The organism is Laedolimicola sp., from assembly GCF_051972735.1.
In the GTDB taxonomy this organism is placed as follows: Bacteria; Bacillota; Clostridia; order Lachnospirales; family Lachnospiraceae; genus Laedolimicola; species Laedolimicola intestinihominis.
Genome location: NZ_JBOKYU010000010.1, coordinates 15,317 through 28,473, shown reverse-complemented (window position 1 = coordinate 28,473; position 13,157 = coordinate 15,317). Strand labels below are relative to the sequence as shown.

Sequence of the window (13,157 nt, the reverse complement as noted above, 5' to 3'; positions counted from 1 at the left end):
TTACAGCATGGTGCCGCCGGAACAGTCGATGACAGCGCCAATGATCTGCCGGGACAGAGGCGAACAGAGGAAAGCGGTGATGTTTCCCATATCTTCCGGTGTGGCCCAGCCGATGCGCAGATCCTTTTCTTTGGCTTTGCACTGGGGCGATTCCGGATCCCGGTAATAATTACTGAGAACATAACCGGGGACAATGGCGTTTACAAAAATGTCGTCTTCGATCAGATCATTTGCCATACGCTGGGTCAGGGTTGCGATAGCGCCCTTGGCCGTGGCGTATGGTATTTTATTGTGACTGGCGCTGTGGAAGGCTGCTTTTGCGGAAACATTGACGATATGTCCGCCATGGGCGGACTTTTTGCACTCCCGTATAAAGGCCTGGGACATGGTAAAAACGTGGGACAGGCAGCCGTTCATGCAGGCCTGCCACTGGTCAAAGGTAAGATCTTCCATTGGTATGTTTTCCGGCGTGCCGCCGGCAGCGTTGTTGATCAGGATGTGGACAGTGGGAAAGAGTGTGAGTACCTTCTGGTAAAAAGTGTCAACTTCTTTCGGAATGGTGACGTCGGCCTGTATGGCATAGGCCTGTATACCGTATTGTGCGGTGAGCTCCCGTGTAAACTGGAGCGCCCTTTCGGTATCGGAACGGTAAGCCAGCGCCAGATGGACGCCTTCAGAGGCAAGAACCCGGGCAATTCCGGCTCCGATTCCCCTGGTGCCGCCTGTAATAATCGCGATTTTATCTGTCAGCTGTAAATTCATGTCTAAAAACCTCCTTTATCTGAATCAGGCTTATTATAATATGGTTTTCCTGCGCTTACAAGAGAAATCCGTCAAAATATACAAAACTAGAAAGATAGATATGTATAAAATAGTCAATACGTACAATACTTCTGCATCGATACGGAAGTGGTTTGGTATTTTATGACGGAAGGGAACATGCTATAGTCTAGATAAAGTCAGAGACAGCAATGGAAGGGCTTGAAGGTTTATCGGAATGTGTGAAAAATGTGCACAAGCATCAGAAAGGAGATAAAGAAATGAAAGTAGTAGCGATTACAGGCGAGCGCGAGGTTGAAGTTCGTGAAGTGAAGAAACCTGTGCTCGGTAAGAACCAGGTTATGATGAAGGTGAATGGCTGCGCGCTCTGTACCTGGGAGGAGCGTATGTACTCCGGAGTTATTAAGTATATTACACCCCCGTTTGTAGGCGGACATGAGGTAGCAGGTGAGATTGCGGAGATTGGCGAAAACGTTGATCCGAAGGCATATCCGATTGGAAAGAAAATCGTGGCAAACCTGATTAAAAAGCCCTGCGGAAAATGTTATTTCTGCCGTCACGGCATGGAAAATCTCTGCAAGATGGCAGATGATATCGATGATGGTTATGAGATTCCCGGAACAGCAGGACTTGGCGAGTATATTAAACTGAATCTGGATCAGGTATACTTCATGCCGGATGATATGCCCACAGAAAAGGCTGTGTTCGCAGAGCCGCTGGGCTGCGTTATCCAGAGCGTCAACCAGACCACCATCAACCTTGGCGATAATGTGGTCGTTATCGGCGGCGGTATCATGGGACAGCTCCATGTGATGTGCGCAAAGGCAAGAGGCGCTTACGTAATCATGAGCGAGATTGACCCGGAGAGAAGAAAGCTTGCCGAGGAGCTTGGCTGTGATCTGACCTTCAATCCGATGGAAGAGGATGCGGTTCAGTTTGTAAAGGATCACACTGACGGTATGGGTGCCGAAGCAGTATTTAATACCACAGCTGTGGCAGCTGTTGCAGAGCAGGCCATCAAGATGACAGCTCCCGGAGGAACTGTAGTGATGTACAGCTCCGTACATGCCGGCAAGGAGGTTCCGCTGGATGTAGGATATGTTCACAGCAAGGGCGTGAAGATTACAGGAACCAAGAGCCCGAGCGTTCGTTCCTTTACCGAGTCTGTAAACTGCCTGAGAAAGGGTATCATCGACCCGTCCAGACTGGTCAGCGGTGTATTTACTCCGGAGCAGTGCAAGGAAGCGTTTGAGACAGCACTTCGCCCGGATACCTTCCGCTGCATCATCGAGTATAAATAAGACAACCGAAGAACCGACAGAAAATAAGGAGGAAAACATCACATGTTAGCAAATATCAAAGACATTCTGACAAAAGCAAAAGCGGAAAACTACTGCGTTCCGGCACTTGGAATCGGTAATGAAATCAACTTCATGGCGTGCCTGCAGGCGGCAGAGGAGAAGCGTTCCCCGGTTATTATGCTGTTCATGTACGGCAAGAACGACATCATGCGTTTCGGAAAATGGGCGCGTGAGCAGGCTGCACAGGCCAGCGTTCCGGTATCCATTATCCTGGACCATGGCGCAGAGTACGAGCATGCTATCTGGGCTATCCACGCAGGCTTCACAGACATCATGGTAGACCGCTCCAAGCTTCCGTTTGAAGAAAATATGGCACAGGTAAAGGAACTGACCAAAATCGCGCATGCATGCGGTATGGGCGTAGAGGCAGAGCTGGGACATGTGGCCATGGGCGATGAGAGCGTATTTACCCGTCCGGATGAGGCGAAGAGATTCGTTGAGGAGACTGGCGTAGACGCGCTGGCTGTAGCCATCGGAACCGCGCACGGCGCGTATAAGGATACCCCGAAGCTTCAGTTTGAACTGCTGGAGGAGCTTCGCGATACCGTTCCGGTACCCCTGGTACTGCACGGCGGATCCGGTACAGGTGATGAGAACCTGAAGAAGGCCTGCAGCATGGGAATCAATAAACTGAATGTTGCTTATGAGCTGTACACAGGAGCAATTGACAGCTATAAGAACTATAAGGAATCACTTCCGGAGAACTTCAGAAGCTGGGCACCGTACGATCTGTATGAGAAGCTGGGCGAAGGAGCAAAGGCTGTAGCGGCACATCACATGGACCTGTGCGGATCTACCGGAAAGGCATAAGGAAAGGAGGAAAAACATGAGAAACGTTGTCCTGGCAAGAATCGATGAGAGATTACTGCATGGACAAGTCTGTACCAAATGGATGCAGGCGACCCATGCGAATGTAATCGTTCTTGCAGATGATGATCTGGTAAATGATAAGTTTACCTGTAAGATCTTTATGGGAATGAAGCCGGCTGGAACGGAACTGCAGATTTTCACCGTGGATCAGGCGATTGAATATCTGAAAGAGGATTCCCCTGAAAATGAGAAAGTGATGCTTCTGACCAAATGCGCACAGAGCTTTCTGCGCATGAATGAAGCGGGAGTCGTATATGACAAAATCATCTGCGGTTCCGCGGCAGTCAGTGGCAACAAATACGGAAAACGGAAGAAGTTAATCCGGGATCTGTTCGCAAGCGACAGTGAAAAGGACGCTATGCGGGCATTGATTGACAAGGGAGTAACCATGGTCTACCAGCTGGCGATTGACAATGCACCGGTTGACCTGGCGAAATTGTTAAAATGAGATAGGCAAGCAAAAGATATGTAATGTTACAAGGAGGGTACAGTTATGACACTATTTCAAGCATTTTTGTGCGGTGTAATTTACTGGATTGGTAACAATTCCTTCGCACGAGGCTATTTCGTATTCAGCAAACCTCTGGTTGCAGGCTTCCTGGTAGGCCTGGTATTCGGAAAACCGCTGGAAGGCGCGATGATTGGTGCGCAGATCAACATGATTTACCTGGGATGGATTGGAGCCGGCGGAGCTTCCCCGGCAGACCCCTGTGCGGCTGGCGTTCTGAGTACCGCTTTTGTTCTGGCCACCGGTCTTGATATGGACGCGGCTCTGGTTCTGGCAGTTCCGGTAGGTCTGGTAGCTATCGCGCTGTACACGATGCTGATGACAGTTCTGGCTGCATGCGGACATCTGGCTCAGAAATTTATTGATGACGGCAAAATTAATTCTCTGTGGATTCCGGCCTGGCTGCTTCCACTGATTATTACCTTTATCGGATACGGTATCCCCTGTATGCTCTGCGCGTACTTCGGTTCCGATCTGGTATACTCTCTGGCAGACATACTGAACGGCAAGATTCTGACCGTTGTATCTCTTATCGGCGGTATGCTTCCTGCAGTTGGTATTGCAATCAACCTTTCCTTCATCTTCAAGGACGAGGCGCGCATCTGGCTTCTGGTAGGCTTTATTGCAGCCGCTTACTTAAGCCTAGGCCTGATCCCGATTGCGATGATTGGTTTTGTAGGCGCGGTTCTGTATTTCTATCGTACGAAAGCGGAGGTGGCATAAATGGCTGAGGTAGTAAAGGTTTCCAAAAGCACACAGAAGAAATCTATTTTAAACTGGTTTTTATCCTGTGCCGTAGGCGGCAACTATGAGTTCATGCACGGCGTTGGATTTATGTACTCCATGGTTCCGGTTGTAAAGGAACTGTATCCGAACGATGTGGAGAAGCAGAAAGAGACCCTGACACGTCATCTGACCTTCCTGAATACCGAACCTGAGGTAGGTACGGTTATCCACGGCGTAACCATCGCCATGGAGGAGCAGGTGGCAGCAGGAGCGGACTGCGACGCAGACCAGATCGTAGGCCTGAAATCTGCGTTGATGGGACCGCTGGCAGGTATTGGTGATTCCCTGATTCAGGGTATTATTATTCCGATTGTCCTGGCCCTGTGTATTGACCTGACCAACAACGGACTGGTTCTTGGACCGATTATTTACGCGGTTGCAATGTACGCCATTATGGTTGGCTGCATGTGGGCATGCTTCAAACTTGGTTATAATAAGGGCGGAGACGCCATCGTTGATGTGATGGCAGCAGGAACCCTGGATAAGATCATGAATGCAGCCGGTATCGTAGGATGCTGCGTTATGGGTGGTCTGATTGTAAATTACGTCAATCTGCAGTGCGCGCTGAATTTTACCATCAGCGGTACAGAGTTCAATATTCAGACAGCTCTGTTTGACGCCATCTGCCCGAAGATTCTTCCCCTTCTGCTGACTCTTGCATGTGTAAAGGCACTGCGCAGCGGAAAGAAGTCCATTCATATTATTCTGGCAATGGTAGTGTTTGCAATCATATTCGGTCTGCTTGGCATCTTCAGCGCGTAAGCGGAACGAAACAAATTTGACGGATTAGTTGAGACGGAGAGATGGCTGTCAGGGTGCAAGCACTCCGACAGCCATTTTTGAAATCGGGATCTGACAGTACAAAGGGAAAGGAAGTTACGGATATGCGCTTTTGGAATAAACTGGAAAAAAGCTTTTTGCGCTCCCGTTCGGGCAAGCAACATGCGAAGACGGACATCCGGGAACGGTTCGACGCGGTGGACGAGGAGAAGCTTTCACACGATGGAGAGGCCATGCTGTCCTTTTACCGGCAGCAGGGAATCCGCGGTCATATCCGGAGCTTTCAGATCATTTTGGACGGGGCGCCTGTTTCGAAAATTGAGATGGAGAAGCAGTGCAACATTTTGTGTGAGCCGGGCTTCCATAAGATTCACATTAAACTGGACACCATGAAAAGCCAGATCTTGAATTTGAAAGCAGAAGCGGGAGTCCGATACTTTTTTGAAATTGCATGCACCATGGAAGAAGGCCTGATTCTGAAACAGGTGGAAATGGAGCGCATAGAGGAGGAATAGAGATGGAGCTTCGTTCTGAAAATGAGCGCTGGAGCATTCCGGCGCCGGATATGGAGGCTTCCCCGCTGACTGCGGAGGGTATGCGGGAACTGGAAGCAGATTTTTCAAAGGTCAAGATTGTAAAATACATTCGGGATGTGGAATTTGCCAATATCGACGGCGTATCTCTGAAACTGCAGCTTTTGCTTCCTTCTACGGTCGGGGACGGTGAAAAGCGTCCGTTGGTGCTCTTTATCCGCGGTTCAGCCTGGCAGAAGCAGAGCGTGGTTCCGGGCATTCCGCAGCTGGTGGAAATGGCGCGGCGCGGTTTTATCGTGGCAAGCGTGGAATACCGGCCTGCTCCGGGATTTCATTTCCCAACTCAGTCGGACGACGGCTGGCTGGCGCTTGAGTTTCTGCGGGAGCATGCGGAGGAGCTTGGCTGGGATACCGATAAGCTGGCAGCCTGGGGCAGTTCCTCGGGCGCGCATACGGCGCTTCTGATGGCTATGATGCCGGAATATCGGGAGCGTAGCCTGCGGATTGGCGCAGTAGTGGACTATTACGGTCCTGCTTATCTTCCGGCTATGATTGATTATCATTCCACATCCACCGAACATTTGGATGAGCTTCTGGGCGTGCCGGTAAAGGAACATCTTGATCTGGCGAAAAAAGCGAGTCCGGTATCTTATCTTGAAGGCGAGACGCCGGCCGTATTGATTCTGCACGGGGATAAGGATAAGAGCTGCAGCTTCGAACAGAGCGTCATTCTCTATCGAAGGATGCGCGAGGCCGGAAAAGACGCAACCATGTACCGGATGCATAACGCTGCCCACGGAGGTTCTCCCTTCTGGACGCCGCAGGTTCTTGATATCGTGGAAGCCTTCCTGTGCGAAAAGCTGAACTGGAAAAAGGCCTGAGGAGAACTGTTATGGAAAAAGCAAAATTTCATCCATTTCAGATGATACGCGGCAGAAAAAAGAGCGATCAGGTGCTGGGATGGCAGTATGAGATGATTTATCTCGACGGAGATCCGCATAACCCGGAGCAGGCGATTGTTCATGTCCGGGTATTGGAAAAAGCTATTGTAATCCGGGCGAACGACGGAAAAGAAGAAACCTTCTGTTCCGTCATGATTCCCTATCCGCTGATAAAAGACGTGAAAATCGTGGAAATGGAAACGGGCCGGGAAATGGCGATGGGAGAAACGGGCAGGATGGGCGACGTCTATGACAAGGTGCTTTTAACCTATCAGGACGGCAACGAGCTCTGTACCCTGAAGCTGCAGATGTCTATGGCTGCAGATATGTATCAGAATTCAAAATTATGCAAAAATATGCAGGAATATATAAGGAGACATTTGTGATGGTGACAGTAATCTTGGTTTCCCATGGCGGAATGGCAAAGGGAATGGTAGAAAGTACGACAATGCTGATTGGAGATCAGCCGGATCTGGATTTTATCACGTTTGAGCCGGGCGAAGGACCGGACGATTTGACAGCAAAGGTAGAAAAAAGACTGAAAGAGGAGCTGGAAAAGGGAGACGTCATCATTATGACGGATATTCCCAACGGAACACCCTTTAACTGCGTAAGCAGACTGATGGAGCATTATAAGTTCCGTCACCTGACCGGTATGAATCTTCCGATGGTCATCGATGTGGTGAGCCAGCTGGGAGAGGATGCAGATGCGGACGTGCTCTGTGAAGGTACACTGGAGCCGTCTAAGGACGCAATCATTGATGTAAATGCATGGATGAAGGAACTGGGAATTCTGGAATAAAATTCCAGCCAGAGAATGAGGTGATTATTATGAATAATTTCTATGATTCACAGAAAACAAACGTAATTTTCGGAAAAGACACTCACAAAACCGTGGGAGAAGAAATAAAGAAATATGGTAACCGCTGCCTGATCGTGCACGACGGCGGAAGCTATCTGACCAAGATTCTGGAGGATGTTCGGGCGTCCCTGGATGCCAACGGCATCTCTTATTATGAGCTGGGAGATGTAAAGCCGAATCCCCGCCTGAGCTACTGTAAGGAGTGTATTGAGAAGGTACATCAGGAGCCGGTAGACTTTATTCTGGCTGTGGGCGGCGGCTCCGTTATGGATACCGCGAAATTTATCGCTGTACAGGCCAATATGAAGGAGAGCCTGTTTGTGAACCGCGATATTTTCACTCCGGATCCCGTTATTCCTCACGGTGTTATTTCTACACTGGGCGGAACCGGAAGCGAGCAGTCTCTGTGTGCGATGGTAGTAGATGACAGTCTGGAGGTTCCGGAGAAGGTTGGTCTTTACAACCTGGGCTTCTTCTTTGATTTCGCAATCATCAATCCGGAATTTGCCTATACCCTGCCGCCGAAGATGATGGCCTGCGGCGCTATGGATATCATGTCCCACTGCTGGGAAGTATACTTTGCCCCCATCAATGGAAATGAGATTATGGAGGGTTACTTCGAGGCTATCGTAAAGGCGGTTCTGAAGGAAGGTCTGGTGGCAAAAGAGGAACCGACCAACTACGATGCCCGTGCAAACCTGAATCTGGCCGCGATTATGGCCATGTCCAACACGAAGCCGGCAGCCGGAGAGATGGGAGACTGGGTATGCCATCATATGGAGAATCCGATTACTGTTACCTTCAAGAGAACTCACGGCGAGATTCTTTCCATTATCACAGACGCCTGGGTGAAATATGCATGGAAGAGCAATCCGGCCAAATTCGTACGTTGGGCTGTGAATTGCATGGGCGCGCGTCTCTATGATAACCAGGAGGATACCGTCATGGAAGGCCTTCGCAATCTGGAAGACTGGCAGAAGCGTATGGGTCTGCCCACCAGACTCAGCGACATTGGTATCAAGGCGGAGGACTGCAAGATCTGCGCAGAGAATGCCATGAAGATTTCCGGCACCGGAAAGGCGGGCGCATATTCAGGCTATGACGTGGATATGGTAATGGAGGTTTATAAGCTTGCAGAATAATTTCAATAAGACAATATCTAATCATCTGCCATGATTTATACAACTCGACAGAGAAGCCGCGGCTTTCGAAAAATGTTTCGGAAACCGCGGTTTCTCTGTTTCAGGCGTGTTCATGGAGAAAATATTTTATGCGTTGACGAATGAAAAAAAGTTCGGTATGATAAACAGGATCATACGAAATATAAGATAAGAAGCGGAAGCTTTACGGAAGACCGCTATCAGAAGGGAAAGAGGAAAAAATGGCAGGATCGATTTATGGCAAGCATTTTGCAATCTCTACCTGGGGGGAATCCCATGGAAAAGGAGTAGGCGTAGTAATTGACGGCTGTCCGGCAGGACTGCCTTTATGCGAAGCGGATATTCAGGAATATCTTAACCGGAGAAAACCCGGACAATCTCAGTTTACAACCAGCAGAACCGAAGGAGATAAGGCGGAAATTCTTTCCGGTGTTTTTGAGGGACGGACAACAGGAACTCCAATTTCGATTCTGGTAGCCAATACTTCCCAGCGTTCACAGGATTACAGCGAAATCGCGTCTTATTATCGTCCGGGACATGCGGATTATACTTTTGATATGAAGTATGGTTTTCGGGATTACCGGGGCGGCGGACGTTCCTCGGGACGTGAGACCATCGGGCGCGTGGCCGCAGGAGCTGTGGCGGCGAAGATTCTGAAGGAACTGGGCATTACGGTCTGTGCCTATACCCGATCCATCGGACCTGTAGAAATAGATGAGAAGCAGTTTGACATGGAAGAAATTCAGAAGAATTCTTTCTATATGCCGGATAAAGAGGCAGCAGAAAAGGCGGGAGAATACACGGGACAGTGTATGGAAGAAAAGGATTCCGTCGGCGGCGTAGTGGAATGTATCGTAGACGGCATGCCCACAGGTGTCGGCGAGCCCTGCTTTGAAAAGCTGGATGCGAATCTGGCCAAGGCGGTTCTGTCGATTGGGGCAGTGAAAGGTTTTGAAATTGGAAGCGGCTTCGCGGCAGCGAAGGCCCGCGGAAAGCAGAACAACGATCCCTTTGTAAATCATGGAAATGGTATTGAAAAGGAATCTAACCATGCAGGCGGCACGCTGGGCGGTATCAGCGATGGAAGCCGAATTGTGCTTCGCGCTGCCGTGAAACCCACATCTTCCATTGCAGCGCAGCAGCATACCGTGAACCAGAAAGGGGAAAATATCGAAATCAGCGTGAAAGGTCGTCACGATCCGGTGATTGTGCCGCGCGCGGTAGTTGTGGTAGAGGCCATGACTGCGCTGACAATTGTGGACGCGCTGATGGAGGGCATGAGCGCCCGTATGGATTTTATAGAGAAAATTTGGGGACGATAAGATGGGACAGAAAGCCGACGAGGCGGCGCTTATACGGGTCAGGTGAAGCGGGATACCTTCCGGAGATTCATATATACAAGCCCCATGGCGGCAGCGGGAGATGCCCATGTACCATAAGGTGATTGAAGAATTAAAAGCGAGAGGTTTGAAATAAGTATGTATAAAATATTAAAGAAAGACGGCCGCGCCAAGCGTGCCGAATTTACAACTGTACACGGTACGGTACAGACGCCGGTGTTCATGAATGTGGGAACCGTGGCGGCCATTAAGGGCGCGGTAGCCACCTCCGATCTGGAGCAGATCGGAACCCAGATCGAGCTTTCCAACACCTATCATCTCCATGTGAGACCGGGCGACGAGGTGGTGAAGAAGCTGGGCGGACTTCACAAATTTATGTCCTGGGACAAGCCGATTCTGACAGATTCCGGCGGATTTCAGGTATTTTCTCTGTCCTCCTTACGCAAAATAAAGGAAGAGGGCGTATATTTTAACTCCCATATTGACGGACGGAAGATTTTCATGGGACCGGAGGAGAGTATGCAGATTCAGTCCAATCTGGCCTCCACCATTGCCATGGCCTTCGACGAGTGCGCTCCGGCCCTGGCGGAGCGGGATTATGTAGAGAAATCCGTGGCCCGCACCACCCGCTGGCTTGCCCGCTGTAAGGCGGAAATGCAGAGGCTGAACAGCCTTCCGGACACCATCAACCAGAACCAGCTGCTGTTTGGAATCAACCAGGGAGCGATTTATGAGGATATCCGGATCGAGCACGCCAAGGAGATTTCTCAGATGGATCTGGACGGCTACGCCATCGGCGGACTGGCAGTAGGCGAGTCCCATGAGGATATGTACCGGATTATCGAGGCGGTGACGCCGTATCTTCCCGAGGACAAGCCCACCTATCTGATGGGCGTGGGAACGCCGGTCAATATCCTGGAGGCGGTAGACCGGGGCGTGGACTTCTTCGACTGCGTATATCCCAGCCGCAACGGACGCCATGGACATCTCTACACCAACCTGGGTAAGATCAATCTGTTCAACGCGAAGTACGAGCTGGATGACCGGCCCATCGAGGAGGGCTGCCAGTGTCCGGCCTGCCGCCGCTACAGCAGGGCCTATATCCGCCATCTGTTAAAGGCGAAGGAGATGCTGGGTATGCGTCTCTGCGTCCTTCATAACCTGTATTTCTACAATACCATGATGACTGAGATCCGGGACGCTATTGACCGGGGCGAGTACCAGGCCTACAAGAAGCGGAAGCTGGACGGCCTGATGAACGGCCAGTCATAAAATCAGCAGAAAACCGCAGAAAATACAGCCGGAATACTTGACCGGAGATCGGGAAGTATGCTAGTATAATAGAAGCGCCCGCAGATAAAAGATAAGAACGGGCATATTTCAGGAGGAATGAACATGAATTTACTTGCAACAGGCAATGCAGCAATGGGATGGGGAACCATCATTCTTTACGTAGTAGTAATCGGAGCATTTATGTATTTCGCAGCTATCCGTCCGCAGAAGAAGGAGCAGAAGCGTCTGAACGCCATGCTTTCTACGATGGAAGTAGGCGATGTAGTCGTAACCACAAGCGGATTTTACGGCGTTCTCATTGACATCACAGAGGACGACGTTATCGTAGAGTTCGGCAGCAACCGCAACTGCAGAATCCCGATGAAGAAAGCAGCGATCGCAGAGGTGGAGAAGAACAATGAGTAAGAAACCGACAGTACTGATGATTCTGGATGGCTATGGTCTGAATGAGAATCCGGAGGGCAATGCCATTGCGATGGCGAAGACTCCGGTTATGGACGGTCTGATGAAGGACTACCCCTTTGTAAAGGGCAATGCCAGCGGACTGGCAGTTGGTCTTCCGGACGGACAGATGGGCAACTCTGAGGTTGGTCATATGAACATGGGTGCGGGACGCATCGTATATCAGGAGTTGACCCGTATCACAAAGGAGATCCAGGATGGAGACTTCTTTGAAAATGAAGCGCTTGTAAAGGCTGTGGAGAACGCGAAAGCAAAGGACTCCGCACTGCACCTGTTCGGACTGGTATCCGACGGCGGCGTACACAGCCACAATACCCATATCTACGGACTGCTGGAGCTGGCAAAGCGCCACGGTCTTACGAAGGTCTATGTACACTGCTTCCTGGATGGCCGTGACACACCGCCCACCTCCGGAAAGGATTTTGTACAGGAGCTGACAGACAAGATGCAGGAGATCGGCGTCGGAGAAGTGGCTTCCGTTATGGGACGTTACTACGCCATGGACCGCGACAACCGCTGGGATCGGGTAGAAAAGGCTTACAACGCCCTGACAAAGGGAGAGGGCAATGAGGCGGCTGACGGCGTCAGTGCTATCGCAGCTTCCTACGCAGAGGGTGTGAACGATGAGTTTGTTCTTCCGGCAGTGGTAAAGAAGGACGGCAAGCCGGTGGCTGTCATTCAGGATGGCGACTCTGTGATCTTCTTCAACTTCCGGCCGGATCGCGCAAGAGAGATTTCCAGAGCGTTCTGCTGTGATGAGTTCGACGGCTTCCCCCGTGAGAAGCGCCTGAATCTGACCTATGTATGCTTTACCGAATATGACGCAACCATCCCGAACAAGCTGGTAGCTTTCCACAAGGTAGAGCTTCACAATACCTTTGGTGAGTATCTGGCAGCTCATAATATGACACAGGTTCGTATCGCCGAGACAGAGAAGTACGCACATGTAACCTTCTTCTTCAACGGTGGCGTTGAGGAGCCGAACAAGGGCGAGGATCGCATTCTTGTGAAGTCTCCGAAGGTAGCAACTTATGACCTGCAGCCCGAAATGAGCGCTCCGGCTGTCTGCGACAAGCTGGTAGAGGCCATTAAGTCTGATAAGTACGATGTGATTATCATCAACTTCGCGAACCCGGATATGGTAGGCCATACCGGTGTGATTCCGGCTGCAGTACAGGCTATTGAGACCGTAGACGGCTGCGTGGGACGCGCGGTTGAGGCAGTGAAAGAGGCAGGCGGTCAGATGTTTATCTGCGCGGATCACGGCAATGCCGAGATGATGATTGATTATAAGACAGGCGAGCCCTGGACAGCACATACCACCAATCCGGTTCCGTTTATTCTGGTAAACGCAGATCCGGCATACGGTCTGAGAGAGAATGGCTGTCTGGCAGATATCATTCCGACGCTCATCGAGCTGATGGGAATGGAGCAGCCGAAAGAGATGACCGGCAAATCTCTGCTGGTTAAGGAGGTTTAAG

The 13,157-nt window shown here is 50.5% G+C and carries 15 protein-coding genes; 14 read left to right on the top strand and 1 reads right to left on the bottom strand.

All coding sequences use genetic code 11. The features are described 5' to 3' along the window. Positions 1-762, bottom strand: a complete 762-nt coding sequence (locus ACTRC3_RS04290; protein ID WP_440321810.1) for an SDR family NAD(P)-dependent oxidoreductase — start codon at positions 760-762, stop codon at positions 1-3. A gap of 278 nt (positions 763-1,040) precedes the next feature. Here ACTRC3_RS04290 and ACTRC3_RS04285 point away from each other — a divergent pair, with 278 nt between their 5' ends. The 14 genes from ACTRC3_RS04285 (at position 1,041) to gpmI (ending at position 13,156) form a co-directional block, all read left to right on the top strand. Continuing rightward, complete coding sequence (locus ACTRC3_RS04285) at positions 1,041-2,081, top strand: zinc-dependent alcohol dehydrogenase (protein WP_440321808.1); 1,041 nt, start codon at positions 1,041-1,043, stop codon at positions 2,079-2,081. A 42-nt stretch (positions 2,082-2,123) separates the two neighbouring features. Further along, entirely contained in the window at positions 2,124-2,951 is an 828-nt protein-coding gene (locus ACTRC3_RS04280; protein WP_178039365.1) for a ketose-bisphosphate aldolase, read from the top strand. A 16-nt stretch (positions 2,952-2,967) separates the two neighbouring features. Beyond that, positions 2,968-3,459 carry a PTS sugar transporter subunit IIB gene (locus ACTRC3_RS04275; protein WP_178039366.1) on the top strand — a complete coding sequence of 164 codons (492 nt, stop codon included), beginning with the start codon at positions 2,968-2,970 and terminating at the stop codon, positions 3,457-3,459. 45 nt (positions 3,460-3,504) lie between these two features. Beyond that, the gene (locus tag ACTRC3_RS04270) at positions 3,505-4,242 is read left to right on the top strand and encodes a PTS sugar transporter subunit IIC (RefSeq protein WP_178039367.1); all 738 of its coding nucleotides are present in this window, start codon (positions 3,505-3,507) and stop codon (positions 4,240-4,242) included. Further along, a complete protein-coding gene (locus ACTRC3_RS04265; protein ID WP_349164197.1) occupies positions 4,243-5,067 on the top strand; it encodes a PTS system mannose/fructose/sorbose family transporter subunit IID in 825 nt (274 codons plus the stop codon). Positions 5,068-5,189: 122 nt separating this feature from the next. Further along, positions 5,190-5,600, top strand: a complete 411-nt coding sequence (locus ACTRC3_RS04260; RefSeq protein ID WP_349164196.1) for a hypothetical protein — start codon at positions 5,190-5,192, stop codon at positions 5,598-5,600. A 2-nt stretch (positions 5,601-5,602) separates the two neighbouring features. Then, positions 5,603-6,499 carry an alpha/beta hydrolase fold domain-containing protein gene (locus tag ACTRC3_RS04255; RefSeq protein WP_440321805.1) on the top strand — a complete coding sequence of 299 codons (897 nt, stop codon included), beginning with the start codon at positions 5,603-5,605 and terminating at the stop codon, positions 6,497-6,499. Between the two features lie 11 nt (positions 6,500-6,510). Beyond that, positions 6,511-6,945 (top strand): hypothetical protein, encoded by a 435-nt coding sequence (locus ACTRC3_RS04250; RefSeq protein ID WP_178039371.1) that lies wholly within the window; start codon positions 6,511-6,513, stop codon positions 6,943-6,945. Beyond that, complete coding sequence (locus ACTRC3_RS04245; protein WP_440321803.1) at positions 6,945-7,361, top strand: PTS sugar transporter subunit IIA; 417 nt, start codon at positions 6,945-6,947, stop codon at positions 7,359-7,361. Before ACTRC3_RS04250 ends, ACTRC3_RS04245 begins: the two co-directional genes overlap by 1 nt. A gap of 29 nt (positions 7,362-7,390) precedes the next feature. Further along, positions 7,391-8,563, top strand: a complete 1,173-nt coding sequence (locus tag ACTRC3_RS04240) for an iron-containing alcohol dehydrogenase (RefSeq protein ID WP_440321802.1) — start codon at positions 7,391-7,393, stop codon at positions 8,561-8,563. 239 nt (positions 8,564-8,802) lie between these two features. Further along, the gene (aroC, locus tag ACTRC3_RS04235) at positions 8,803-9,903 is read left to right on the top strand and encodes a chorismate synthase (protein WP_178039374.1); all 1,101 of its coding nucleotides are present in this window, start codon (positions 8,803-8,805) and stop codon (positions 9,901-9,903) included. Positions 9,904-10,059: 156 nt separating this feature from the next. Further along, positions 10,060-11,193, top strand: a complete 1,134-nt coding sequence (tgt, locus tag ACTRC3_RS04230; protein ID WP_440321800.1) for a tRNA guanosine(34) transglycosylase Tgt — start codon at positions 10,060-10,062, stop codon at positions 11,191-11,193. Positions 11,194-11,316: 123 nt separating this feature from the next. Further along, positions 11,317-11,619 (top strand): preprotein translocase subunit YajC, encoded by a 303-nt coding sequence (gene yajC, locus ACTRC3_RS04225; protein WP_435391114.1) that lies wholly within the window; start codon positions 11,317-11,319, stop codon positions 11,617-11,619. Next, positions 11,612-13,156, top strand: a complete 1,545-nt coding sequence (gene gpmI, locus ACTRC3_RS04220) for a 2,3-bisphosphoglycerate-independent phosphoglycerate mutase (RefSeq protein ID WP_440321798.1) — start codon at positions 11,612-11,614, stop codon at positions 13,154-13,156. Before yajC ends, gpmI begins: the two co-directional genes overlap by 8 nt. Position 13,157: the final 1 nt, after the last annotated feature.